Source organism: Aliiroseovarius sp. F47248L (genome assembly GCF_023016085.1).
Taxonomy (GTDB): domain Bacteria; phylum Pseudomonadota; class Alphaproteobacteria; order Rhodobacterales; family Rhodobacteraceae; genus Aliiroseovarius.
In genome coordinates this window covers 2781995-2807289 of the sequence record NZ_JALKBF010000001.1, presented here as the reverse complement: position 1 = coordinate 2807289, position 25295 = coordinate 2781995, and the positions used below count along the sequence as shown (strand labels likewise).

At 56.0% G+C, this 25295-nt stretch carries 25 protein-coding genes; 13 read left to right on the top strand and 12 right to left on the bottom strand.

Annotation, left to right across the window (positions count from 1 at the left end; all coding sequences use genetic code 11):
- Positions 1 to 2 precede the first annotated feature (2 nt).
- Positions 3 to 1031 (bottom strand): murein transglycosylase A, encoded by a 1029-nt coding sequence (locus tag MWU51_RS13880; protein WP_247038050.1) that lies wholly within the window; start codon positions 1029 to 1031, stop codon positions 3 to 5.
- Positions 1031 to 1690, bottom strand: a complete 660-nt coding sequence (locus MWU51_RS13875; protein ID WP_247038049.1) for a Tim44/TimA family putative adaptor protein — start codon at positions 1688 to 1690, stop codon at positions 1031 to 1033. Before MWU51_RS13875 ends, MWU51_RS13880 begins: the two co-directional genes overlap by 1 nt.
- 105 nt (positions 1691 to 1795) lie before the next feature.
- Here MWU51_RS13875 and MWU51_RS13870 point away from each other — a divergent pair, with 105 nt between their 5' ends.
- The gene (locus MWU51_RS13870) at positions 1796 to 2299 is read left to right on the top strand and encodes an FxsA family protein (RefSeq protein WP_247038047.1); all 504 of its coding nucleotides are present in this window, start codon (positions 1796 to 1798) and stop codon (positions 2297 to 2299) included.
- On the opposite strand, the gene idi is transcribed toward MWU51_RS13870, so the two are convergent.
- Entirely contained in the window at positions 2279 to 2800 is a 522-nt protein-coding gene (gene idi, locus MWU51_RS13865; protein ID WP_247038045.1) for an isopentenyl-diphosphate delta-isomerase, read from the bottom strand. The two genes, MWU51_RS13870 and idi, sit on opposite strands and share 21 nt — an antisense overlap.
- A 103-nt stretch (positions 2801 to 2903) precedes the next feature.
- Between idi and secB the strand changes: the two genes are divergently transcribed.
- Positions 2904 to 3395 (top strand): protein-export chaperone SecB, encoded by a 492-nt coding sequence (gene secB / locus MWU51_RS13860; RefSeq protein WP_247038043.1) that lies wholly within the window; start codon positions 2904 to 2906, stop codon positions 3393 to 3395.
- A 15-nt stretch (positions 3396 to 3410) separates the two neighbouring features.
- Here the strand turns inward: secB and dnaQ are convergent, their stop codons facing one another.
- From dnaQ to MWU51_RS13840, 4 genes are read right to left on the bottom strand one after another with little or no spacing between them, the layout of a single operon-like run.
- Complete coding sequence (dnaQ, locus tag MWU51_RS13855; protein ID WP_247038041.1) at positions 3411 to 4142, bottom strand: DNA polymerase III subunit epsilon; 732 nt, start codon at positions 4140 to 4142, stop codon at positions 3411 to 3413.
- A complete protein-coding gene (gene coaE / locus MWU51_RS13850; RefSeq protein ID WP_247038039.1) occupies positions 4135 to 4734 on the bottom strand; it encodes a dephospho-CoA kinase in 600 nt (199 codons plus the stop codon). Before coaE ends, dnaQ begins: the two co-directional genes overlap by 8 nt.
- On the bottom strand, positions 4731 to 5567 hold the full coding sequence (locus MWU51_RS13845; RefSeq protein WP_247038037.1) for a shikimate dehydrogenase: 837 nt from the start codon (positions 5565 to 5567) through the stop codon (positions 4731 to 4733). Before MWU51_RS13845 ends, coaE begins: the two co-directional genes overlap by 4 nt.
- Positions 5564 to 6163, bottom strand: coding sequence for a Maf family nucleotide pyrophosphatase (locus tag MWU51_RS13840; RefSeq protein ID WP_247038035.1), 600 nt, complete (start codon positions 6161 to 6163; stop codon positions 5564 to 5566). Before MWU51_RS13840 ends, MWU51_RS13845 begins: the two co-directional genes overlap by 4 nt.
- A gap of 397 nt (positions 6164 to 6560) precedes the next feature.
- On the opposite strand from MWU51_RS13840, the gene MWU51_RS13835 reads away from it, so the two are divergent.
- The 7 genes from MWU51_RS13835 (at position 6561) to MWU51_RS13805 (ending at position 13927) form a co-directional block, all read left to right on the top strand.
- Positions 6561 to 7010 carry a CopD family protein gene (locus MWU51_RS13835; RefSeq protein WP_247038033.1) on the top strand — a complete coding sequence of 150 codons (450 nt, stop codon included), beginning with the start codon at positions 6561 to 6563 and terminating at the stop codon, positions 7008 to 7010.
- A gap of 132 nt (positions 7011 to 7142) precedes the next feature.
- Positions 7143 to 8414, top strand: a complete 1272-nt coding sequence (rho, locus tag MWU51_RS13830) for a transcription termination factor Rho (RefSeq protein WP_247038031.1) — start codon at positions 7143 to 7145, stop codon at positions 8412 to 8414.
- Between the two features lie 28 nt (positions 8415 to 8442).
- Positions 8443 to 9732 carry a tRNA uridine-5-carboxymethylaminomethyl(34) synthesis GTPase MnmE gene (gene mnmE / locus MWU51_RS13825; protein ID WP_247038029.1) on the top strand — a complete coding sequence of 430 codons (1290 nt, stop codon included), beginning with the start codon at positions 8443 to 8445 and terminating at the stop codon, positions 9730 to 9732.
- A 30-nt stretch (positions 9733 to 9762) separates the two neighbouring features.
- Positions 9763 to 11631, top strand: a complete 1869-nt coding sequence (mnmG, locus tag MWU51_RS13820) for a tRNA uridine-5-carboxymethylaminomethyl(34) synthesis enzyme MnmG (RefSeq protein ID WP_247038027.1) — start codon at positions 9763 to 9765, stop codon at positions 11629 to 11631.
- The gene (gene rsmG / locus MWU51_RS13815) at positions 11628 to 12248 is read left to right on the top strand and encodes a 16S rRNA (guanine(527)-N(7))-methyltransferase RsmG (RefSeq protein WP_247038025.1); all 621 of its coding nucleotides are present in this window, start codon (positions 11628 to 11630) and stop codon (positions 12246 to 12248) included. The genes mnmG and rsmG overlap by 4 nt, the downstream gene beginning before the upstream one ends.
- On the top strand, positions 12241 to 13044 hold the full coding sequence (locus tag MWU51_RS13810) for an AAA family ATPase (protein WP_247038023.1): 804 nt from the start codon (positions 12241 to 12243) through the stop codon (positions 13042 to 13044). The genes rsmG and MWU51_RS13810 overlap by 8 nt, the downstream gene beginning before the upstream one ends.
- A 1-nt stretch (position 13045) precedes the next feature.
- Positions 13046 to 13927 carry a ParB/RepB/Spo0J family partition protein gene (locus MWU51_RS13805; protein ID WP_247038021.1) on the top strand — a complete coding sequence of 294 codons (882 nt, stop codon included), beginning with the start codon at positions 13046 to 13048 and terminating at the stop codon, positions 13925 to 13927.
- Here the strand turns inward: MWU51_RS13805 and hemW are convergent.
- The 3 genes from hemW to rph are packed head-to-tail and all read right to left on the bottom strand — an operon-like array spanning position 13924 to position 16392.
- Positions 13924 to 15081, bottom strand: coding sequence for a radical SAM family heme chaperone HemW (hemW, locus tag MWU51_RS13800; protein ID WP_247038019.1), 1158 nt, complete (start codon positions 15079 to 15081; stop codon positions 13924 to 13926). The two genes, MWU51_RS13805 and hemW, sit on opposite strands and share 4 nt — an antisense overlap.
- Entirely contained in the window at positions 15074 to 15682 is a 609-nt protein-coding gene (gene rdgB / locus MWU51_RS13795) for an RdgB/HAM1 family non-canonical purine NTP pyrophosphatase (RefSeq protein ID WP_247038017.1), read from the bottom strand. Before rdgB ends, hemW begins: the two co-directional genes overlap by 8 nt.
- Positions 15682 to 16392 carry a ribonuclease PH gene (rph, locus tag MWU51_RS13790; RefSeq protein WP_247038015.1) on the bottom strand — a complete coding sequence of 237 codons (711 nt, stop codon included), beginning with the start codon at positions 16390 to 16392 and terminating at the stop codon, positions 15682 to 15684. Before rph ends, rdgB begins: the two co-directional genes overlap by 1 nt.
- Positions 16393 to 16464: 72 nt before the next feature.
- Between rph and hrcA the strand changes: the two genes are divergently transcribed.
- Positions 16465 to 17529, top strand: coding sequence for a heat-inducible transcriptional repressor HrcA (hrcA, locus tag MWU51_RS13785; RefSeq protein WP_247038013.1), 1065 nt, complete (start codon positions 16465 to 16467; stop codon positions 17527 to 17529).
- Between the two features lie 10 nt (positions 17530 to 17539).
- Positions 17540 to 18103 (top strand): nucleotide exchange factor GrpE, encoded by a 564-nt coding sequence (locus MWU51_RS13780; RefSeq protein WP_247038011.1) that lies wholly within the window; start codon positions 17540 to 17542, stop codon positions 18101 to 18103.
- Between the two features lie 39 nt (positions 18104 to 18142).
- On the opposite strand, the gene mutS is transcribed toward MWU51_RS13780, so the two are convergent.
- Positions 18143 to 20764 carry a DNA mismatch repair protein MutS gene (mutS, locus tag MWU51_RS13775; RefSeq protein WP_247038856.1) on the bottom strand — a complete coding sequence of 874 codons (2622 nt, stop codon included), beginning with the start codon at positions 20762 to 20764 and terminating at the stop codon, positions 18143 to 18145.
- Positions 20765 to 20857: 93 nt separating this feature from the next.
- Positions 20858 to 21868, bottom strand: a complete 1011-nt coding sequence (gene galE / locus MWU51_RS13770) for a UDP-glucose 4-epimerase GalE (RefSeq protein ID WP_247038009.1) — start codon at positions 21866 to 21868, stop codon at positions 20858 to 20860.
- A gap of 242 nt (positions 21869 to 22110) precedes the next feature.
- On the opposite strand from galE, the gene MWU51_RS13765 reads away from it, so the two are divergent.
- Positions 22111 to 24372 (top strand): NADP-dependent malic enzyme, encoded by a 2262-nt coding sequence (locus MWU51_RS13765; protein WP_247038007.1) that lies wholly within the window; start codon positions 22111 to 22113, stop codon positions 24370 to 24372.
- A gap of 279 nt (positions 24373 to 24651) precedes the next feature.
- Positions 24652 to 25281, top strand: a complete 630-nt coding sequence (locus tag MWU51_RS13760) for a hypothetical protein (protein WP_247038005.1) — start codon at positions 24652 to 24654, stop codon at positions 25279 to 25281.
- Positions 25282 to 25295: the final 14 nt, after the last annotated feature.

Here is a 25295-nt window from a genome sequence, read left to right as displayed (position 1 = left end):
TCCTAGTTCTCGGGCAGCATGGCAAAAGCACGCTGGATCGGCAGCAGTACGACCATCCGGCCATCATCGCGGATCTGGCCAGCCAGACGCCCCGCGTGCGCACCGGTGCCCCAGAAAATATCGGCGCGCTGTGCGCCCTTGACCCGTGATCCCGTATCTTGGGCGATCATCAGGCGATTGAATGGCTCTTTGCCTTTCTTCTCTAACCAGACCGGTGCGCCCAGTGCAGTGTATTTCGGATCAACCGCGACAGACCGGTGCGCGGTGATCGACCGGTTCATCGCGCCCAGCGGACCCTTGTGTGCTGACACCTTACCGATCAGCCGGAAAAACACATAGGACGGGTTTGACAAGAGCAGTTCGCGCCCCGCCTCGGGATTGCGTTTCACCCAGTTCTGAATGACCTTTTGGGAAACCTGGTGTTCGTTATAAATTCCCTGCCGCACAAGCTCGTTGCCCAGTGACATGAAGCTGTGCCCGTTGGAACCACCATAACCCAGTCGAATGGTGCCGCCTTCAGCAAGCCGAATCCGTCCGGACCCCTGAATTTGCAGAAATTGAAGCTCGACCGGGTCTTCAACCCAAGCGATTTCAAGCCCACGGCCCTGAAGTGCGCCGCCATCTTCGATCTCACGGCGCGACAACCAGACATCACCCGATTTCAGCTCTGGCGGTTTTCGATATACGGGATAGCGATATCTGAGCGACTGCGTACGTGAGCCGCGGATTTCCGGCTCATAATAGGCGGTGAACAATGGGTCATTGCCATCCCGGATCAGGACAGGGCGAAAGAACAGCTCGAAAAAGGTTTTGCCGTCGTCCTGCTGCGCTGCCAGCGCACAAATTGGTCGCCATTGGGGGTCATCCAGATCGCGACAGGTGTCCAGAAACACAGCCAGCGCCTCTTGATGGTTGTCGCGGTCCCAGCCGTTCAACTCGTCGAACGAAAGAATTGTGATGTCGGCGTCATCCAACCCTGCAAAAGCGGGCGTGCCCAAAAGGGCCAGCGCAAATGCCAGCCCCCGAAACATCATCCACCCGTGGCGACCAGCTGCCAGTTTGGATTGTCCGACCCCATAATGCGGGCAAATGTCCAGACATCTTTCTGGCGCTTCACTTCGTTAGGGTTGCCTTCGATGATGTCGCCACCCTTGTCGCGCACAACCGAGGTCAATTCACCGATAAATCGCACGGTCACTTCGCCTTCGTTCGTGTCCGGGTTGAACTCGGCATCGACCAGTTTCAGCTCGCGCAGACCTACGAATTTGGCGTCAACAGACAGACCCTTCTTTTCGCGCGCCTCGATCACGGATGCGAATGTTTCATACACATCGTCGGCGAGGAATGGTTTAATCTGCGCCAGATCGCCGGCTTCGAACCCCATCAGGATCATCTCGTATGCGCCGCGCGCACCGCCCAGAAACTCGCTGACATTAAAGGACGGCTCTGCGCCCTTCATCGCGGCCAACGCTTGCGCGGCGGCGCTGCCTTCGGGAACGTGGTCGGTGATGTCGCTGTCGGGTCCGCCTTCGATCACTTCAAGCTGATCGCGGCCAAGGCGGCGATCATCGTTTCGTGTCACCACAGGCTTTTCGAACCCTTCCCGCGTGCCAAGCACATCGCGCAGGCGCAAAATCAGAAACAGGGCAATTCCGGCAAGCACCAGAAGCTGGATCAGGGATGAGCTCATTTATACCTCTTTTCAAGCGCGATATGGAAACGCGGCAACCGGAGACATATGTAGGTGCTGAGCGGGGCCAAGTCCACCGTTCGAAATGAAAAGGAGACATGCCCAATGTGGCTTTTTGCGCTGTTCATCGCGGTTCCGCTGATCGAGATCGCCCTGTTCATTCAGGTTGGGGGCGCAATTGGCTTGTGGCCAACGCTCGCAATCGTTGTATTGACCGCCGTCGTCGGCACGCAATTGATGCGCGCGCAGGGGGCTTTGGCCTTGTCACAACTGCGTGAAAGCTTCGGTCAATTAAACGATCCAACCGAGCCATTGGCCCATGGCGCGATGATCCTGTTTTCCGGCGCGTTGCTTTTGACACCTGGTTTCTTCACCGATTTCGTGGGGTTTGCGTTGCTGATCCCGGCCGTTCGCCGCGGGGTTTACAACTGGGCACGGTCCCGCATTCAGGTTCAAACTTTCTCGATGGGGCAACAGGGGCAGCAGCATCCTCAGCGCCCGCATCACCCGGACGATGAGGTGATCGACGGGGATTTTACCGATGTAACGCCTGAAAAACGTCCGACACATCCGGGTGTTGAAGGCCCATCAGGCTGGACCAAACACTGAGCTTGCATACTTGGACATATAGATTTTCAGCCACGGGGTAAAATCGTTGGGGGCTTGGACGATTTTGTTTTCTAGCGTTGATCGGTCCAGCCATTGGATTGCCTGCACCTCTGATGGGTTCAGGGTGATCTGTGGCACTTCATCGGCGTGAATGACGAACATATCGACCACCTCATGTTCGATCAGCCCGCCGCCCACATCGGCGCGATATTCCAACTTTTCCACCCATTTCGGTTGAACACCAGTAATCCCCAGCTCTTCTTCAAGCCGCCGGATCGCACAATCGCGCGGATCTTCATCCCAATGCGGATGGGTGCAGCAACTGTTCGCCCATTTGTTAGGCGTGTGATACTTTCCTGCCGCCCGTTGCTGGATCAATACCTTGTCCGCGTGAAACAAAAACACCGACACGGCTTTGTGCTTCACGCCATCCACATGGGCCTGAAGTTTATCAACCGGGGTCAAGGTGCCGTTTATCCAGGCGGGGATCATATCAGTCATAGCGCCCAGATAGCGCCAAACCGGGCGTTGGAAAACCCCTTGTTGAGGGTGCCGGGTCAAGGTGGTAAGCACATGCCAACAGTTTTTCCCGAAGGAGAAGATCATGGCCGAGGAAGCCAAAGCACAAACCGCCCCTGTCCAACCCAAGATGCAGGTTCTTGGCCAATTCATCCGCGACATGTCGTTTGAGAATATTTTGGCTCAAAAGGGTGTCCAGGGTGAAGTTCAGCCCGACATTAATGTCGAAGTCGCACTGGACGCCAAAAAGCGCCCGACTGACAACCAGTTCGAAGTGATCTCGAAATACACGATCGGGTCGAAGAACAAGAACGGTGGCGAACAATTGTTCCTGATGGAACTGGAATATGCCGGAATCTTTCAGGTCGAAAACGTGCCCGAAGATCAGATGCACCCCTTCCTGATGATCGAATGCCCCCGCATGTTGTTCCCCTTCGTGCGTCGCATCGTGGCGGACGTGACCCGTGATGGCGGCTTCCCGTCGCTGAACCTGGATACTGTCGATTTCCTTGCGCTGTATCGCCACGAGATCGAGCGCCGCGTTGCCGCTGAACAAGGCGATGCAAAGGTCAACTGACCCAAGCTGCTTCACCTAGCGATAGGTTTTCCAAACAGCACCGTCGCCCAGCTTTTCAATGAAAGCGTCATGGGCGGCGGCTTCTTCTTTGCTGACCCGGCTGGGCAGGGGCGTCGGGCGCTGCGTTGGACGCCACGCGCCATTTCCCCCCGCCTCGGACGCGGCACCCTGATCGGGGGCCAGCACAAGGTCAGGCTGCCGCCCACCGATCAGCTCCAGATACACCTCGGCCAGTATTTCACTGTCCAGCAACGCGCCGTGCAGGGTGCGCGATGAATTGTCGATGCCAAACCGGCGACACAGCGCGTCCAGCGAAGCCGGGGCGCCCGGAAATTTCTTGCGGGCGATGGCCAGCGTGTCGGTGGCCTGCTCCCACGGGATCAATGGCAAGCCCATCCATTTCAGCTCGGCATTCAGAAACTTCATGTCAAAGCTGGCATTGTGGATGACCAGACGTGCGTCGCCGATGAAATCCAGAAAGGCCTGCCCGACCAGTTTGAACACTGGTTTATCTTTCAACGTCACCTCACCGGCCTGCGCTGCGCGCGGGCTCAGAAGCAGGTCGGGGCCGATCCCGTGCACCCCAAACGCTTCGTCCGGCATGTCGCGTTCCGGGTTGATATATTGGTGAAACGTCTTGCCCGTGGGCATGTGATTATACAGTTCAAGACACCCGATTTCGACGATCCGGTCGCCGCCATCCGGATCAAACCCCGTGGTTTCTGTATCCAGCACAATCTCACGCATGGGATAAACGCTCCTTCACTTGGGTGACGACCGCTCTCACGGCGGTTCGCGCATCGTCCATGGTTTCCGTTGGGATCACCACATCCGCGCGCTTTCGTTTTTCCGCATCCGGCATCTGTTTTGCAAGGATTGTGTTGAACTGTTCAGTGCTCATGGTCCCGCGCGCCAAAACCCGCGCACGCTGCAAATCGGCAGGGGCAGAGACGACAACGACCAAGTCCATCCGATCATCTGCGCCGGTCTCAAACAGCAGGGGAATATCAAGCACCACGATTGGTGCATCAGAGCCGGCAATAAAATCCGCGCGGTCCTGCGCGACAAGAGGGTGCACAACCGCTTCGATCTGCTTAAGCGCGCTGGGATCCTTTCCGATCCAGTCTTTCAGAATATTCCTGTCCACCGCCCCGCCAACAATCGCGTCAGGGTATATGGCGCGCAATGGCTCAACAGCAGCCCCGCCGGGTGCGTAAATTCGATGAACCGCTGCATCAGCATCCCAGACTGGCACACCTTCTTCCGCAAACATGGTCGCAGTGGTCGATTTACCCATGCCAATCGACCCTGTCAGACCGATGATGAACGGGTTGCTCATATGCCAAGAACTGCGTTGCGCAGCGCATCGTCAACTTCGGGCCGCAGTCCAAACCATCGCTCGAACCCCGGGACAGCCTGATGCAATAGCATTCCAAGCCCATCAACAGTCACACATCCTGCCTTCGCGGCTTCCTCCAGAAAATGCGTGCGCAACGGCGTGTAAACCAAATCCGTGACCACGGCTTTGGGATTAAATCCATCCAATGGCACGCGGAAATCTGGTTTATTCACCATTCCAAGCGATGTGGTGTTCACCACAGTCATGGCATCATCCAGCATGTTGCCGGCTTGCAGCCAGTCGAACACCTTGATCCGGTTTCCAAACTCGGCCCGCAGCGCATCGGACCGGGCACGCGTACGGTTTGCCAAGCGGATCTCGGGTGCTCCGACCTCGATCAATGATGCGATGACAGCACGCGCAGCCCCACCAGCGCCGAACACGGCAGCTGGCCCGGTTTCTGGTGCCCAGTCCGACGCCCCTTGGCGCAAGTTCTCGGTAAATCCGTAGCCATCTGTATTATCCGCATAAATCTTTCCATCAGACCGAAAGATCAGTGTGTTGGCAGCGCCAATCAGCGCAGCACGGTCTGTCACCGTATCCGCCATGTTCAACGCCGTTTCCTTGTGGGGTATCGTCACGTTCACACCGACAAACCCTGCCTTGGGAAGGGTTCGAATAACATGCGCGAAATCTTCGTTACTGACGCGCATCGGGATGTAGTATCCCGGTATGGCTTTCGTCCGCAGCCAATGACCATGCAGGCGCGGCGACAAAGAATGTTCGATCGGGTCACCGATCACGCCTGCCAATGGAATACGTCGTTCACTCATATTTCAAGATCTCCTCGCAAGATCAGGTATGACAGCAGCTCTGACAGCGGCAACCCCAGAACATTAAAATAGTCGCCATCCACCTTGGCAAACAGACGAACACCTTCTTCTTCCAGCTTGTAGGCCCCGACAGAGTGGCGGATGCTGTTCCAATTGCGGGGCACATAATTGTCAATGTAGTCCTGTGATAGCTCTCGCATTCGCAATCGCACCACACCCACATGACGCCATATCGCTTTTCCGTCCTGATACAGAACGGCCGCTGACAACAAACGATGAGTCTGACCCGACATCTTGGCAAGTTGCGCTTTCGCGTCCTCTTCGGTCTGCGGCTTGGACAAGACCTCGCCCCCAAGTTCGGCAATTTGATCGCAGCCCAGAACCAGACGACCTGGGTTTTTCTCGCTGATCTTACGGGCCTTGAATTCGGCAAGCGCATCGGCCAGATCGCGTGGGCTTGCCCCGTCAGCTTTTAACGATGCGCGGATTGTTTCTTCGTCGATCCGTGCAGGCTGTATATCAATCCCCACCCCGGCATTGCGCAGCAATTGCGCCCGAATTTCCGAAGCCGACGCCAAGATCAGAGAAAAGGCCATTTGATAACCCTGTGGAAAAACTCTGTTTGTTCCGGTGTTCGGAAGATCGAATAACGCGACCCTGAACGCACCACTGGAAAACTTACCTCTTTCCTAAGACAGTTTTCGAGTTTCCTCCACTGTGGAAAGCGGTTTTTGAATGAGTGAGGTTTTTCGCCCACCCTTGCTTTTTGTCCTATCGGTTATCCCCAGATTGTTTTCAGGATTCACGCTATTAAATAGTGTGTTACACCGTTCTTCCCTTAAACCGATCTCCTCTTATCCACCTGTTCATAAGAGCCGGGACAACCTAATAATCCCCATTATGCACAGCCCCTACATAAACATCATCTTTCTTTCTTCTTCTTTATTATTTTAAGAAGGGCAGACCGGACCCGTGTGAATAGGAGTGCTAAGAATGGGCGAATTTCTGGCAGATATTTACCCTTGGACGAAATCGCTTCATATCGTGTCCGTGATCGCATGGATGGCTGGGCTTTTCTATCTACCACGATTGTTTGTCTATCATGTCGAGATTGTCGGATCAGGCAATGAAACCGATGGTCTGTTTCAGACAATGGAGCGTCGTCTGCTGAAGGCGATCATGAACCCGTCAATGATCAGCACCTGGCTGTTTGGTCTATTGCTTGTCTTCACACCCGGCATTGTTGATTGGTCAATGATCTGGCCATGGACCAAAGGCTTGTCGGTTATTCTTATGACATGGTTTCACATGTGGCTGGGGGCGCGGCGCAAAGAATTTATTTCTGGAACCAATGCGCTGACAGGCCGTCGCTATCGAATGATGAATGAATTTCCGACGATCCTGATGTTGATCATTGTCTTCTCGGTCGTGATGAAATTTTAGGATCGTTGACTCATAAGGCGATCCGTCTTATGTGACCCTTAACGCTGGCCGTCCGGCCGTGTATGTTTCCCATTCCTACTTTGACCGCAATGCCGCGCGCATGCCGTCCTGAGGCAATCCCAGAGTATTCCCATGTCCGATAACCGTCTGAACCTTGCTGATCTGAAAGCCAAGAGCCCGAAAGAGCTTGTGAACATGGCTGAAGAGCTTGAGATCGAAAACGCGTCCACCATGCGCAAGGGCGAGATGATGTTCTCGATCCTGAAAGAGCTGGCGGATGATGAATGGATCATCGGTGGCGACGGCGTGCTTGAGGTCGTGCAAGACGGCTTCGGCTTCCTGCGCTCGCCCGAGGCGAACTACCTGTCCGGTCCGGACGACATCTATGTGTCGCCGGATGTGATCCGTCAGTATTCTCTGCGCACAGGGGATACGATTGAGGGCATCATTCAAGCCCCGGGTGAAAACGAAAACTATTTTGCCATCACCAAGGTCGAGAAGATTAACTTTGGTGATCCCGAGCTAGCCAAGCACAAAGTTGCTTTTGATAACCTGACGCCGCTTTATCCCGACGAGCGCCTGAAGATGGAGATCGAAGACCCGACCATCAAGGATCGGTCCGCCCGGATCATCGACCTTGTGTCGCCAATCGGTAAAGGTCAGCGGGCGCTGATTGTCGCCCCGCCGCGGACGGGTAAAACGGTGCTGCTGCAAAACATTGCTCATTCCATCGAAACCAATCATCCAGAATGCTATCTGATCGTTCTTCTGATCGACGAACGGCCGGAAGAGGTTACGGATATGCAGCGATCTGTGAAGGGCGAGGTGGTATCCTCGACTTTCGATGAGCCCGCGACCCGTCACGTGGCCGTGGCCGAAATGGTGATCGAGAAAGCCAAGCGACTGGTCGAACACAAACGCGACGTTGTGATCCTGCTCGACTCGATCACGCGTCTGGGGCGTGCCTTCAACACCACCGTGCCGTCGTCGGGTAAGGTTCTGACCGGCGGCGTGGATGCCAACGCCCTGCAACGCCCGAAGCGCTTCTTTGGTGCTGCCCGGAACATCGAGGAAGGTGGTTCGCTGACCATCATCTCAACTGCGCTGATCGACACCGGTTCGCGGATGGACGAAGTGATCTTTGAAGAATTCAAGGGCACCGGTAACTCCGAGATTGTTCTGGATCGCAAGGTCGCTGACAAACGCGTCTTCCCGGCCATCGATATCCTGAAATCCGGCACACGGAAAGAAGAGCTGTTGGTGGATGCGAAGGACCTGCAAAAGACCTATGTCCTGCGTCGGATTTTGAACCCGATGGGCACCACGGATGCGATCGAGTTTCTGATCTCAAAACTCAAGCAAACCAAAACAAACGGTGAGTTCTTCGATTCGATGAACACATAACTTATTGTTAAAATACAATGGGTTAATAATGGATACGATCTATTCTCTAGCCAGTGCCCGTGGCAAATCGGGTGTCGCCGTGGTCCGGATTTCCGGGCCACATGCGTTTTCGGCTGCGCAGGGTATGGCTGGTGGTCTGCCAATGATCCGAAAGGCTGGGTTGCGAAACCTGAAAACGGCGGACGGGCGTGTCTTGGATGAAGCCCTTGTGCTTTGCTTTGATGATGGTGCCAGTTTTACCGGCGAACCGGTGGTGGAGTTCCAGCTTCATGGGTCCACCGCCGTGGTGCGTGCGGTGTTGGATGAGCTGTCAAACTATCCCAATCTTCGCATGGCGGAACCTGGCGAGTTCACGCGCCGGGCGCTTGAGAACGAACGTCTGGATCTGGCGCAGGTCGAAGGGCTTGCCGATCTTCTGGACGCTGAAACCGAAGCGCAGCGGCGGCAGGCGTTTAACATCCTGTCCGGCGCGTTGGGTGGTTTGGCTGAAGGGTGGCGCCGCGATCTGATCAGAGCCGCGGCGTTGCTGGAAGCGACTATTGATTTTGCCGACGAAGATGTGCCCGTTGATGTCTCGCCTGAAGTTGAGGCTTTGCTGGAGGGTGTGCTAACCAGATTGCGGTCCGAAACCGCTGGAACTAGCATTGCCGAACGAATCCGTGACGGGTTTGAAGTAGCGATTGTCGGGGCACCGAATGCAGGCAAATCAACCCTTTTGAACGCTCTTGCTGGAAGGGATGCCGCTATTACCTCCGAGGTGGCTGGCACCACACGCGACGTGATCGAGGTACAGATGGAGCTGTCAGGTTTGCCTGTAACCGTTCTGGACACGGCTGGACTTCGAGAGGCGCAAGATGCGGTTGAAGCCATTGGTGTTGAACGGGCGCTTTCGCGGGCAAGGGCGGCTGATCTGCGAATTTTTCTGAAGTCGGAGATTGACGAGATCATGCCGCTGAAACCAAGTGCGGACGATCTCGTGGTTCTTGGTAAGGCTGATTTACGTTCAACCGAAGATCTTGCGGTCTCTGGTGTCACCGGACAGGGCGTTGATAAGCTGGTGGCTCGAATTGGCAATGTGTTGGAAGACCGGGTAAAAGGGGCTGGTATTGCAACGCGAGCGCGGCACAGGATTGCAATGGAGCGCGCGCTTGGCGCTTTGGAAGATGCTCGAATCGAGCTACAACACGGACCAGATCGGGCCGAGTTTTCAGCGGAAGAAATTCGTGCAGCCATTCGTGCCCTTGATAGTTTGGTTGGCCGTGTCGATGTAGAGCATCTGTTGGACGAAATCTTTGCAAGCTTTTGTCTTGGGAAGTGACGGCTGGATTTAGGACATGGAGTGTTTCACGTGAAACATTTGGATTTTGATGTGATTGTTGTTGGCGGAGGCCATGCAGGTGCGGATGCAGCACATGCATCAGCTCGCCTTGGCGCGCGAACCGCCTTGATTACACTGCGCAAAAGCGATCTTGGCGTTATGTCCTGTAATCCAGCTATTGGTGGTCTGGGTAAAGGCCATTTGGTGCGAGAGATCGATGCGCTAGATGGCTTGATGGGTCGAGTTGCAGACTTTGCAGGCATTCAGTTCCGGCTGTTAAATCGGCGTAAAGGTCCAGCGGTTCAAGGGCCGCGCGCGCAAGCGGATCGGAAGCTTTATCGCGCCGCGATGCAGGACGAGATTGCAAAAACTGCCAACCTGTCCGTGATTGAAGGCGAAACGACGGATTTGGTCATGGACGGTCAGCGCGTTAGCGGCGTGGTTTTGCAGGACCGTAGCGCCCTCACGGCGCATGCGGTCATTCTGACCACAGGCACGTTTCTGCGAGGCATTATTCACGTAGGGGACAAGCGTAGTGAAGGTGGACGGATGGGAGATCGGCCATCTGTGAAGCTTGCCGAAAGAATCGACAGCTTTGGCCTGCCACTGGGGCGGCTTAAGACCGGAACACCGCCGCGTCTGGATGGCCGCACAATTAACTGGGACATCCTAGACAGCCAACCGGGTGATGAGGACCCGGTCGTTTTTTCGTTCCTGAACACCAAACCCGAGGCGCGACAGATTTCCTGTGGAATCACCCATACAAATAGGCAAACCCATGAAATCATCCGTGAAAATCTAGAGCGGTCCGCAATGTATGGCGGGCATATCGACGGGGTTGGTCCGCGCTATTGCCCCTCGATCGAAGACAAAATTGTCCGGTTCGCTGACAAGGAATCACACCAGATATTCCTGGAGCCGGAGGGGCTGGACGATCACACCGTCTACCCGAACGGAATTAGCACATCCTTACCGATCGAGGTGCAGAAGGCTTATGTCCACTCGATCGTTGGGTTGGAGCAGGCCGAGATTTTGCAGCCGGGTTATGCAATTGAATACGACTATGTGGATCCCCGATCGCTGACCGAAACTTTGCGCCTTCGCGATGTGCCGGGGTTGTATCTGGCCGGCCAAATCAACGGGACAACGGGGTATGAGGAAGCAGCCGCACAAGGTTTGATTGCGGGGTTAAACGCCGCGCTGTCTGCTCTGGACCGCGATCCGGTTATTTTCTCCCGCTCAAATTCCTATATGGGTGTGATGGTGGATGATCTGACCACCCGCGGCGTAACTGAACCTTACCGCATGTTCACATCGCGTGCAGAATATCGGCTATCTTTGCGGGCTGACAACGCTGACCAGCGCCTGACACCTCTCGGCATAACCTTGGGCTGTGTTGGGGGTGTGCGGCGGAAAGCCTTTGAAAACAAGGCAGAAGGGCTTGCGCGCGCAAAGGCTGCACTGACCGATCGAACCTTTACGCCGCAAGATCTGGAAAAGCTGGGGTTAACAGTGCGCAAGGACGGCACCAAGCGCACAGCATTCGAGCTTCTTGCCTTTCCAACAGTAGATTATGAGATGATCACTGAACTGGACGCATCTTTTGCTGATGTGCCCAGTGAGATACAGACGCAAATTTCGCGCGACGCGATGTATGCCAATTATATTGAGCGTCAAGCGCGGGATATCGAGGCACTGCTGCGAGATGAGGCGCAGCGTATTCCGGAAGATTTCCGGTATGACGAGATGGAAGGGCTTTCAAACGAGCTAGCCAGCAAGCTGACCTTGGCGCGCCCCAGAACGCTGGCGCAGGCAGGCCGGGTCGAGGGAATGACGCCGGCGGCGCTGACGTTGATTTTGGCCAGGCTGCGTCGTGCAAGCCGGAAGCGTTCAGCATGATGAACCAAGAAGCGCGCGTTGGGCTTGATGTTTCACGTGAAACAACGGAGCGGCTGAACATCTATGCAGCTTTACTTGAAAAGTGGAACCCTGCTATAAACCTTGTTTCTCCATCAACGCTATCCTCATTGTGGACCCGCCATTTTCAAGATTCGGCGCAGATATTCCGCCTGTCGCAGCCAAGTGTCGCGACCTGGTGTGATATGGGAACGGGAGGTGGCTTCCCCGGGTTGATCATGGCCATTTTGGCGCAGGAAGCTGATCCTGATCGGAACACGATCTGTATTGAAAGCGACCTGCGAAAAGCCACGTTCCTTCGAACAGTTGTGCGCGAGACTGGCGCCAATGCCACTATAATTTCCAAACGAATCGAAGCAGTTGCACCGCTTGAGGCAGATGTGGTGTCTGCCAGAGCGCTGGCTTCGTTGACCAATCTGCTGGGCTTCGCTGATCAGCACTTGAAGGCGGGTGGAATTGCGATCTTCTTGAAAGGCGAAAATTACAGCGCCGAGGTCGAAGAAGCCCTTGAAAAATGGCGGTTTGAACTTGATACATACCCCAGCAACACCAACCCGAACGCCGTTGTTTTGAAGATCGGAGATCTAAGACGTGCCTGATATCATCAATGGCCATGGCCCCAAGATCATTGCGATCACCAATCAAAAAGGCGGGGTCGGAAAAACGACGACCACAATTAACCTAGGCGCCGCGCTTGCCGAAGCAGGAAATCGGGTGCTGTTGATTGACCTTGATCCACAAGGAAACGCCTCTACCGGACTAGGTGTTGAGGTCGCGGATCGAAAACTCACAACATACGACCTTTTGTTGGAAGAAGCGCCGCTGACCGAAGTCTTGCAAGAAACCGATGTCGAGAACCTGTATATAGCCCCGGCGACCACTGATCTGTCATCGGCGGATATAGAATTGGTCTCGAACGAAAAGCGCAGTCATTTGCTGCATGACGCGGTGCGTGCGACGGGATTAGGTCAGTTGGAACTGGATTACATTCTGATCGACTGTCCGCCGTCGCTGAACCTACTGACCGTAAACGCGCTGGTCGCCGCAGACAGTGTTTTGATCCCGCTTCAAAGCGAATTTTTTGCACTGGAAGGCCTTTCGCAACTGATGCTAACCATTCGTGAAGTGCGCCAGACCGCCAATGCCGGACTTCGAATCGAGGGGATCGTGCTGACCATGTTCGACACCCGGAACAACCTGTCGCGCCAGGTCGAAGCAGACGCGCGCGGCAACCTGGGTGAGCTTGTCTTCGACACCATGATCCCGCGCAATGTCCGCGTAAGTGAAGCGCCATCTTTTGCATTGCCGGTGTTGATGTATGATCCGATGTCAAAGGGCAGCCAAGCTTACCGCGAACTGGCGTCCGAACTCTCCATACGCAATAGAAGAGGCTAAGATGAGCAAGAATCAAAAACAACGTGGCCTGGGTCGCGGCTTGTCTGCGCTGATGGCCGATGTGACGGCAGAAGAAACGCCAAGCACGCAGACCGCACGTCGCGCCGATCTGGTTGTGCCGGTCGAAAAAATCACGCCGAACCCTGAACAGCCCCGGCGTCAATTCACCGAAGAACAACTGAACGATCTGGCGGCGTCGATCCGCGAGAAGGGTGTGATCCAACCCCTTATCGTGCGCCCCAAGCCCGGTGCGGATGGTGAATACGAGATTGTGGCCGGTGAACGCCGCTGGCGCGCGTCCCAGATGGCTCAACTTCACGAACTCCCTGTTATCGTTCGTGAATATAGCGATACAGAGGCGTTGGAAGTTGCGATTATCGAAAACATTCAACGTGCCGATCTGAACGCGATTGAAGAGGCCGCAGGCTATCGCGATCTGATGAACCGCTTCGGCCATACGCAAGAGAAAGTGTCAGAAGCACTTGGGAAAAGCCGTAGCCATATCGCCAACTTGCTGCGGTTGCTGAATCTGCCCGACGAAGTGCAGGATTTTGTTCGGGACGGTAAACTAAGTGCGGGTCACGCACGAACCTTGGTGACGGCAGAGAATCCGATCGACCTGGCGCGCCAGATCATCGCCAAAGGGTTGTCAGTCAGGGCAGCCGAGGCATTGGCAAAGTCGCCCAAACCAACCGCGCCCAGATCGCCGCGACAAAAAACCCAGAAGGATGCCGACACCCGCGCGCTTGAGGGTGATTTGTCTGCCGCCTTGGGAATGAAAGTTCAGATTGATCACGCCACAAGTGGGGAAAGCGGAACTGTAACGGTGCGCTATGGTTCGCTGGACGACCTAGATACTTTGTGCGGAAAGCTGTCGTCCTAGTCGGGGATAAGCTCACGAAGGATGCCGTTCAAAACTGGGCGACCCTTGTCGGTCGCCTTTAATCGCTGGTCTTCGATACAGATCAGACCAATATCAGTTAAGTCATTGACTTTGTTACTATTTGGGGTGAAGCCAAGTTGCGTATTCAAACGACGCAGGTCTAACCCGTCCACCGTTCTAAGCCCCATCAGCAAAAACTCGGTGATCTGCTCGTCGCGGGGAAGGGCGGCGCGCTGGCTTTCACCTTGACCTGATGCTGATGCCGAAAGCCAACCTGCCGGAGCAAGTGCAGTTTCCGTGGAATACCGCGTGCCTGCCAGCGTCAATCGCCCATGTGCGCCGGGCCCAATGCCAACCCAATCGCCAGACTGCCAGTAGATTCGATTGTGCTGGCTTTCCTGTCCGGGTTTCGCGTGGTTCGAAATCTCGTAAGCGGGCAGTCCGGCGGCATCACACAAGGTTTGCGTCAGGAAATACATGTCCGTTGCCAGATCTTCTTCGGGCAACCCGCGCAGCTTTCCCGCCTCAAATCGCGCACCAAAAGCTGTTCCCGGCTCGACGGTCAGTTGATAAAGTGACAGATGATCAGGATCATAACTTAATGCTTCTTCAAGCTCGGACTGCCACGCGGACAATGTCTGATCCTGACGGGCATAAATCAGATCGAAGCTTACCCGGTCAAACAGTGATTTCGCCAGAGTTAGAGCCTTTTTGGCTTCATCCACCGAATGCAACCGCCCCAACTGCTTCAGGTCAGGATCATTTAAAGCCTGAACGCCAATAGAAATCCGATTAACGCCAGCCGACTTGTAACCCGCAAAGTTCTGCGCCTCGATTGAGCCGGGATTGGCCTCTAGCGTGATCTCGATATTATTGGCGAAGGTCCAGTGCTGTGCCGCGCGATTGATGATCGCGCCCACGGTCGCAGGGGCCATCAAGCTGGGCGTGCCTCCGCCGAAATATATTGAGCTGAGAACGCGGTCAGGCGTATCCGCTCCGTAGCGGTCGATTTCGGCAATATAGGCTTCAAGCCAAGCATCGTGATCTATCGACGCCACGACATGGCTGTTGAAGTCGCAATACGGACATTTGGATTGGCAGAAGGGCCAGTGGACATAAAGCCCGAAACCCCCGATCTGCCAATTCTCAAGCAAAAGCGCCCCGCACAAGCTTGGCGAAGGCGTCGGCGCGGTGGCTCATCTTGTGTTTCTTTGCCGGATCCATTTCGCCGAACGTGATGTCGTGACCATCGGGAATGAAGATCGGATCATAGCCAAAACCTAGATTGCCGCGCATGGGCCAAGTTAGACGACCGACAACGCTCCCTTCGAATACTTCATCATGCCCGTCGGGCCATGCCAGACATAGGGTGGCGCAAAATTTTGCCTTGCGCGGGTGAGGGGCATTCTTTTCTTCTAGAAGCGTCCATGTCTTTTGCATCGCCATCGGAAAGTCGCGGCCATTGGGTGTTTCAGCCCAATCTGCAGTGTAAACGCCAGGTGCACCCTCCAGCGCATCGACCACGATACCGCTGTCATCAGATAGCGCGGGCAGGCCAGAGGCTTTTGCCGCAAAATGCGCCTTGATCCGGGCATTTCCTACAAACGTATCCTCGGTCTCTTCTGGCTCGTCCAATCCAAGCTCGGCGGCAGAGGTCACGGACACGCCAAAAGGCTCTAGCAAGGCGGAAATCTCGCGCAGCTTGCCTTCGTTATGGGTGGCAATGACCAGTTGATCGCGGTCGAACTTGCGCATTAGGCGGTTGCCTCAAGCTGAGCCACAACCAGTTCGGATACACCTTTGTCAGCGAGATCCATCAGCTCGTTCATCTGATCGCGGGTGAAGGTGGAGCCCTCGGCAGACATCTGAACCTCGATCAGTTTCGGGCCGCAGAGGACAAAATTGCCGTCCACGCCAGCTTCTGAATCTTCGGGATAGTCTAGATCCAGCACCGGCTGACCTGCATAAATGCCGCAAGATACCGCGGCGACCGGATCCATTAGTGGATCGGTGGAGATGTCCGTGGCTTTCAGCAGCTTGTTAACCGCCAGCCGCAGCGCAACCCAACCACCGGTGATCGCAGCGCAGCGGGTGCCGCCATCGGCTTGTATGACATCGCAATCGACGGTGATCTGGCGTTCACCCAAGGCCACAAGGTCGATGCCCGCGCGCAGCGACCGGCCGATCAGGCGCTGAATTTCAACCGTGCGTCCGCCTTGCTTGCCAGAGGCAGCTTCGCGACGCATCCGCGACCCAGTGGACCGTGGCAGCATTCCGTATTCTGCCGTCACCCAGCCCTTTCCGGAATTGCGCAGAAAAGGCGGCACACGCTCTTCAAGGGATGCGGTGCATAACACATGGGTGTCGCCAATGCGGATCATGCAGGACCCCTCTGCGTGCTTTGTGATCCCGGTCTCAATTGAAATCGGGCGCATTTGATCTAGATTCCGACCTGACGGGCGCATGGGCTTCCCCCTTTGTTTCATGTTCAAAGGCGTGATACCCATGGCTCTGGCGAAAAGGCAAGGCGATTGCGTATGGAAGACCGTCACGAACTGATGAACGATATGAACGCCCGCTCACGCGAAGTGTTTCGAAGCGTTGTCGAAAGCTACCTGAGCACGGGGGCGCCTGTGGGCTCGCGCACGCTGACTCGTGCGCTGACTGAAAAAGTCAGCGCGGCGACCATTCGCAACGTGATGCAGGACCTCGAATTTATGGGGCTTTTGGACAGCCCGCATGTCTCGGCTGGGCGCATCCCGACCGAACTTGGCCTGCGCATGTTCGTGGATGGGCTGCTGGAAGTGTCTAATCTGGATCAGGGCGACCGTCAGAAGATTGATGAAACAGTGGGAAAAACAGACAATAATATCAATAATATGATGGATCGTGTTGGATCTGCGCTGTCTGGGATCACCGCTGGGGCCAGTCTGGTTCTAACACCAAAGCATGAAGCCCCGATCAAGCATATTGAGTTTGTATCGCTGGGTGCTGACCGCGCCTTGGTGGTGCTGGTGTTTGCTGATGGGCATGTCGAAAACCGCGTGTTCACCCCGCCGACCGGGCAAACCCCATCCTCCATGCGCGAAGCTGCGAATTTTCTGAATGCTCTGGCCGAAGGCCGCACGATTTCAGAGCTTCAGACCATTGTGACGCGAGAGATCAAGAAGCGACGGCAGGAATTGGACGTTCTGGCGCAGGATCTTGTCGAAAGCGGTGCGGCGTTGTGGGAGAATGAAGGCCAACCTTACGAGCGTTTGATCGTGCGAGGGCGGTCGAATCTGTTGGCGGAAGATGCCGAGGCTGCCGATCTTGAGAAGATCAAAACCCTGTTTGACGACCTTGAACGCAAGCGCGACATCGCAGAATTCCTTGAATTGGCCGATCAGGGCGAAGGAGTTCGCATTTTTATTGGGTCTGAGAACAAACTTTTCTCACTTTCGGGTTCCTCTTTGGTGGTTTCACCATATATGAACGCTGATCGAAAGATCATTGGTGCGGTTGGGGTCATCGGGCCCACACGATTGAACTATGGGCGGATTGTGCCCATCGTTGATTACACCGCGCAATTGATCGGCAAGATGATCTCGGATCGAAGGTAGAGGCGAAGAGATGGCTGACGCAAAGAATGATGCAGTAGAGAACTTGGAAACGGCAATCGAAGAGCTGATGACCGAGGAAGTAGAGATTGATTTGACCGAGGAAGACCCGGTTGACGAGCTGGCCGCCTTGCGCGCCGAACGGGATGAATTCAAGGACCGTTTCATGCGGGCTTTGGCGGATGCCGAGAATACCCGCAAGCGTGGCGAACGTGATCGCCGCGAAGCCGAGCAGTATGGTGGATCGAAGCTGGCACGCGATATGCTGCCTGTGTACGACAACATGAAGCGCGCGCTAGAGGCTGCAGGCGATGCGGGTGATGGTGCCAAGGCGCTGGTCGAAGGTGTCGAGCTGACGATGCGGTCGCTTTTGAACATTTTTGAGAAACACGGCATTCGCCTGTTGTCACCTGAGATTGGTGAAAAGTTCGACCCTGAAGTGCATGAGGCGATGTTCGAAGCCCCGGTGCCCGGCTCCAAGGCCGGTGATATCATTCAGGTGATGGGCGAAGGCTTCATGCTGCATGATCGTCTACTGCGCCCCGCGCAGGTGGGCGTTTCGTCGACGCCGAAATAAACAAGCCAAACAGAACGCCCCTGGAAACGGTGGCGTTTTCTATTGGCCGCCTAGTTTTTCCTTAAGCTGATAAAGCAGGTTCAACGCCTCTATCGGGCTTAGCCCGTCGGGTTGAATGTCGGCCAGGGTCAGCTCGACGTCTGACGGGCCACATGCGACGGTTTGCACCGGAGCGGGTGTGGCCGCAAACAAGGGAAGATCGTCGATCACGGCCTTTTGCCCGGTGCCTTCGCGCTCGCCTTTTTCCAGCGCCTCCAGAACCGTGTTGGCGCGGGCGATTACGCTGTCTGGCAGGCCGGCCAACTTGGCGACCTGAACCCCATAGGACCGGTCCGCCGCGCCTTTGCGCACCTCGTGCAGGAAGACGACGTCGCCCTCCCACTCTTTCACGGCGATTGTTGCGTTTTCCACGCCTTCCAGCTTGGCGGCAAGCTGCGTCATCTCGTGATAATGTGTGGCGAACAGGGCACGACATTGGTTTACATCGTGCAGATGTTCCAGCGTGGCCCAGGCAATCGACAAGCCGTCATAGGTAGCGGTGCCGCGTCCGATTTCGTCCAGTATGACCAGCGCCCTGTCGTTGGCTTGGTTCAGAATTGCGGCGGTTTCAACCATTTCCACCATGAAGGTCGAGCGCCCGCGTGCCAAGTCGTCCGATGCACCAACGCGGCTGAACAATTGTGACACAATGCCAATATGGGCAGACTTCGCAGGTACATAACTGCCGCTCTGTCCCAATAGGGCGATCAATGCGTTCTGCCGTAGAAAGGTCGACTTACCGGCCATATTGGGACCGGTCAGCAGCCAGATATCGGCATCTCGCTCACCGTCGGACAAACGACAATCATTGGCGACGAATGGATCGCCGGACCGCTTCAATGCGGCTTCGACCACGGGGTGGCGCCCGGCCTGCACATCGAAGACGCGGCTGTCATCCACTTTCGGCGCGGTCCAGTTTTCAGACCGAGCGAGCGTTGCAAAACCTGCCGCCACATCCAGCTCAGCCAAGGCGCGGGCGGTGTTCGCGATCTCGGTGGCTTGGGTCAATACTTCCGCAACCAAGGTCGAATAGAGACGCTTTTCGATCTCCAGCGCCCGATTTCCTGCGTTCAGAATTTTGGTTTCCATATCGCTGAGCGCGACCGTGGTGAACCGCACCGCATTGGCGGTGGTTTGACGATGAATATAGTGTTCTGACAGTGGCGCGCCGAGCATCTTCTGCGCGTGGGTGGCGGTTGTCTCGATGAAATAGCCAAGCACATTGTTGTGCTTGATCTTCAGACTGCTGATGCCGGTATGTTCCGCATATTGCGCCTGCATACCCGCGATCACGCCGCGCCCCTCGTCGCGAAGTTGACGCGCTTCGTCCAGATCAGGGTCGTACCCCGGCGCGATGAACCCGCCGTCGCGGACCAGAAGGGGCGGCTCTGTGACCAGGGCCTCATTCAAAAGGTGAGATAGTGCGTCATGCCCGGTCAGCGCGCTTGCTGCGCCGGAAAGATTGTCGGGCAAATCCTGATCCGAAAGCATCGTGGCGATGTCTGCCGCCGCGGCGACCCCGCTGCGAATTGCGACCAGATCGCGTGGACCGCCACGATCCAATCCAAGGCGCGACAAGGCGCGGTCGATGTCGGGCACCTTGCGCAGCGCGGCCCGGACATCTTCGGTCAACCGAGATGCCTCTTTGAAGAATGTCACGCCATCCAGCCGCGCACGGATCTCCGCCAGATCGCAAGAGGGGCTGGACAGTCGCCGCTCCAGCAGCCGGCCGCCACCTGCCGTCGCGGTCCGGTCGACCACGGACAACAGCGACCCGTCCCGCCCGCCGGACAAGCTGTGAGTCAGCTCCAGATTGCGCCGGGTGGCGGCGTCGATTTGCATCGTGCCATGTGCCATTTCGCGAACCGGAGGACGCAGCAGCGGCAGTTTCCCTTTCTGCGTGATGTCGAGGTATTCGACGATGGCGCCCATCGCGCCAATCTCGGCACGAGAGAAGGTGCCAAAGGCGTCCAGGGATCCGACCTTGAACAGCTCCAACAGACGTTTTTCCGCGCTGGTGCTGTCGAAGGCTGCCCGCCCCAAATCGGTGCCAGCCGCGCCGGATTCAGAGACTAATTCATCCAATTCCGCGCTGAGATCGTCACAGACCACCAATTCGCGCGGGGCCAAACGGGCCAGTTCGGGGGACAGTCGCGTGCGATTGCAGGGCATCACGCGAAACGCACCCGTCGAGATATCGACCCACGCCAGCGCTGCGTCATCGCGCACTTCGTTATAAGCTGCGAGGAAGTTATGGCGGCGTGCGTCCAGCAGGCTTTCCTCGGTCAATGTGCCGGGTGTGACCAGCCGAACAACGTCACGCTTCACCACGGATTTTGCGCCACGCTTCTTGGCCTCGGCCGGGTTTTCCATCTGTTCGCAAACGGCGACGCGGAACCCTTTGCGGATCAGGGTCAGAAGATAACCTTCGGCAGAATGAACAGGCACGCCGCACATCGGAATGTCCTGGTCCAGATGCTTGCCGCGCTTGGTCAGTGCGATGTCCAGCGCGGCGGCGGCGGCAACGGCGTCGTCGAAGAACAGCTCGTAAAAGTCGCCCATGCGATAGAACAGAAGCGCGTCGGGATAGCCTTTCTTGATCTCAAGAAACTGCGCCATCATCGGCGTGACTTTGGCCGTCTTATCGCTCACCTTCGATCCCCCTGATCCGGTTTGCGACAGACTATGGCCTTCACTTCCCGGACGAAAGGGGCATCAGGTGTTTTTGCGACGCGCGACCCAGTTCCAGCTTGACGCGCACATCTCATCCAGACCCAATTCCGCCTTGAAACCCAGGATTTGTTTGGCCAACCGGGTATCACCGTAAACACAGGCGACATCGCCGGCGCGGCGCGGCGCGATCCGGTAAGGTAGCGTGTGGCCACAGGCTCGTTCATAGGCTTGCAACACCTCAAGCACTGAGTAACCGGTACCGGTGCCAAGATTTACCACGTGCCCCGCTCCCGACGTCAGCAGCGCATCAAGTGATTGCACATGGCCTTTCGCCAAATCCATCACATGGATATAGTCGCGAATGCCGGTGCCGTCAGGCGTGTCGTAATCGTTGCCCCAGACGGAAAGCCGAGCCAACTCTCCGGTCGCGACCTTGGCGATATAGGGGACAAGGTTGTTCGGAATGTCATTTGGGTCTTCGCCGATCAGGCCGGTTTCATGTGCGCCCACCGGATTAAAATAGCGCAACACCCCAAAGGCCCAGCGGTCATCTGATGCGGCGATCTGTTCTAACGATTGTTCGCAGACCAGCTTGGTAAAGCCATAGGGGTTATTGAAACTGCGCCCCGCGGTCTCGTTGACCGGCAGATGGTCGGGTTGGCCATAGACCGTGGCCGAAGACGAAAAGACCAACCTGAACACTTCGGCGCGCCGCATCGACCTTAGCAGGGCATACAGCCCGGCTATGTTGGTATTCAGATATTCCAGCGGCTTTTCGACACTTTCCCCCACCGCCTTCTGTGCCGCGAAGTGAATGACAGCGGCGATGTCGTGATCGGCGAAAATACGGTCCAGCAATGACTCGCTCAGTACATCACCTTCAATGCAGGTTACGGGCGTGCCGGTGATTACCTCTAGCCGGTCCGTTACATCGCGCCGCGCGTTTGAAAAGTTGTCCAGGATGACCGCATCAAAGCCCGCATTTTTCAGCGCGACATATGTATGAGATCCAATGAACCCCGCACCGCCTGTGAGTAAGATCTTTTGTGCCACGTGAAACCTCTTGACCCTTGGCCGAGGTATAGGCCGGATCGGGCCAAAAAGCACGAGCGAATGATGTCGACGCTAGGAGCAAGTCGAAATTCCTGTTGTTGCGGCTGCTGGCACTTTTCGCGCATTAAAATTACGTAAAAAATAACACAGAAGACATAAAATTTCGCCAATAGTGGTTGAGGCCGCTGCCAACGCCCTGTAAGGCTTTGCCCGACAACGATCATTTAACAAAGGCCGCCCCAATGCCCAAAGCTAAAATCACTTCGGAAGAGGCGCTTGCCTTCCATCTGGACCCTATGCCCGGCAAGTTTGAGGTTACCCCCTCGGTTCCGATGACTACGCAACGTGATTTGTCACTGGCCTACAGCCCCGGTGTTGCTGTGCCATGCGAGTCGATCGCCGCTGATCCACAGACGGCGTATGACTATACAAACAAGGGCAATCTGGTGGCTGTGATCTCGAACGGGACGGCGGTTCTGGGGTTGGGCAACCTTGGTGCGCTGGCGTCGAAACCTGTGATGGAAGGCAAGGCCGTTCTATTCAAGCGCTTTGCCGACGTGAACTCGATTGATATTGAGTTGGATACCGAAGATCCCGAGGCCTTCATCAACGCCGTGAAACTGATGGGTCCGACCTTTGGCGGCATCAACCTTGAGGACATCAAAGCGCCCGAATGTTTCATTATCGAGCAGCGCTTGAAAGAAGAAATGGACATTCCCGTCTTTCATGACGACCAGCATGGCACGGCGGTGATCTGCGCGGCAGGTCTGATGAACGCACTGCATCTTTCCGGCAAGAAAATCGAAGATTGCCGGATCGTATTGAACGGGGCCGGAGCGGCTGGGATCGCCTGTATCGAATTGATCAAAGCGATGGGCGCAAAGCATGACAATTGCATCGTTTGCGACACGAAAGGCGTTATCTATCAGGGCCGCAAGGATGGCATGAACCAATGGAAATCCGCCCACGCCGCCAATACCGACCTGCGCACACTGGAAGAGGTGATGAGCGGCGCAGATGTGTTCCTTGGCGTTTCGGTCAAGGGGGCTGTGACGCAGGATATGGTCGCCTCGATGGCTGATAATCCGGTAATTTTCGCGATGGCCAACCCGGATCCCGAAATCACGCCGGAAGAGGCGCATGAGGTGCGCAATGACGCGATCGTTGCCACCGGCCGGTCGGACTACCCCAACCAAGTGAACAACGTGTTGGGCTTTCCATACTTGTTTCGCGGTGCGTTAGACATCAACGCACGGGCCATCAACGATGAAATGAAGATCGCTTGCGCCCGCGCGCTGGCCGAGCTTGCGCGCGAAGATGTGCCGGACGAAGTTGCGATGGCTTACGGTAAGAAGCTGACCTTCGGGCGCGATTACATCATCCCTACGCCTTTTGATCCGCGCTTGATCTATGTCGTGCCGCCTGCGGTTGCACGTGCTGGGATGGACACGGGCGTTGCGCGCCGACCAATCATCGACATGGATGGCTATGAACAAAGCCTCAAGGCGCGAATGGATCCGACCGCCTCGATCCTGCGCGGGATCACAGCACGGGCGCGCAAGAATCAGGCGACAATGGTGTTTGCTGAAGGCGATACACCACAGGTGCTGCGGGCAGCGGTTCAATATCAGCGTAACGGCTATGGCCGCGCGTTGGTGGTTGGCCGAGAAGAGGATGTGAAAGCAAAGCTGGAGGCCGAGGGGCTGGGGGATGCAGTGCGCGAGCTGCGTGTGGTCAATGCCGCGAACACCGACCATATGGATCAGTATAAAGACTTTTTGTATGAGCGCTTGCAGCGCAACGGCTTTGACCGCCATGACATTCACCGGCTGGCCGCGCGTGACCGGCATGTCTTTGCCTCTCTGATGCTGGCGCATGGCCATGGGGATGGATTGATCACCGGGGCCACACGTAAGTCGGCCTATATTTTGGATCGGATCAACCACGTTTTTGACGCCCGCGCCACGGATGGCGCCGCAGGCGTCACCGCTGTATTGAACAAAGGACGGATCGTTCTAATTGCCGATACGCTGGTCCATGAATGGCCCGAAGCGGACGACTTGGCAAATATCGCCGAGCGTGCCGCCGCTGTGGCGCGCGGTCTGGGGCTTGAGCCACGCGTGGCCTTCGTCAGCTTCTCGACCTTCGGCTATCCGGTGTCGGAGCGGGCTGAAAAAATGCACGAAGCGCCTGCGATTCTGGAGAAGCGTGGCGTTGATTTCGAGTTTGACGGCGAGATGACCGCCGATGTCGCTCTGAACGCCGATGTGTTGGCGCAATATCCGTTCTGCCGCCTGTCGGGCCCTGCGAATGTTTTGGTGGTTCCAGCGCGGCATTCGGCATCGATCTCGGTCAAGCTGATGCAGGAAATGGCAGGCGCGACGGTGATTGGCCCGATCCTGTCGGGCATTGATCAGCCGATCCAGATTTGTTCAACTAACTCGACGTCGAATGATATTCTGAACATGGCGGTGTTGGCGGCAGCACGGTTGGGCGAAAGCTAGGATCCGCAATTTGACCGTCTTTGTCTCGTGCCCTTATCGTGGGGCATGAGATATCTGACGACCCATTGGCGCGGACAACACCCCCTGAACCAATCGTTCTGGGTAAGCGGGGTTCTGTTGCGCCTGTGTGTCTTTGGCTCCCTTGCCTTGCTGACTTGGGCGCAACCTTTGCCCAAAGCTTTTCTGTTCGCTGCGATTGCCGGCGATCTGACTATTCTGATCTGGCAGTCTGTCGGGTACTTTCGGGCGGCAGAACATAACCTGTCAGGGTCCAGCTCGATGCTGCCGCTGTGGGGTGGAATTATCGCATTGATTGTTGCCATTTCGGTGATGTTGGCGCAGTGGTGGGGTTTGGTGCTGGCTGCCAATGCCCTACCAGAAGAAGAACTGTATTCAGCAAAGATGGACCGGATGCGCGCCGCGCAATATGAACTGACCGTCGACAAGACCCAGAATGCAGTAATGTTCAATGGCACGTTGACCCATGGTGTCACCAAGCGGATGGCGTCAATACTGAGTGACGATAAAGGTCTTAACACTTTTCACCTAAACAGCTCTGGCGGCAATATATTCGAGGCACGAGGGTTGGCAAAACTGATCATTTCAGCCCAGTTAGATACTCATGTGGGTGAAAATTGCAGCTCGGCCTGCACGATCGTTTTTATAGCCGGGACAAGACGCACCGCTGATTCAGGTGCGCAGTTGGGCTTTCATGGCTACGCGTTAATGGACGCAGCCAAACTGCCGCAGTTCGATATCGAAAACGAGCAGGAGCGCGATAGGTCCTTTTTTGTTCAGCAGGGCGTCACCGAAGGATTTGCGGCCCGCATCTACGATAGTCCGAACAGGTCCATTTGGTTTCCTGATCGTGATGAGCTACTGCGCGCCAACGTGCTGACCCAGGACTGATAGAGAAAAGAAAA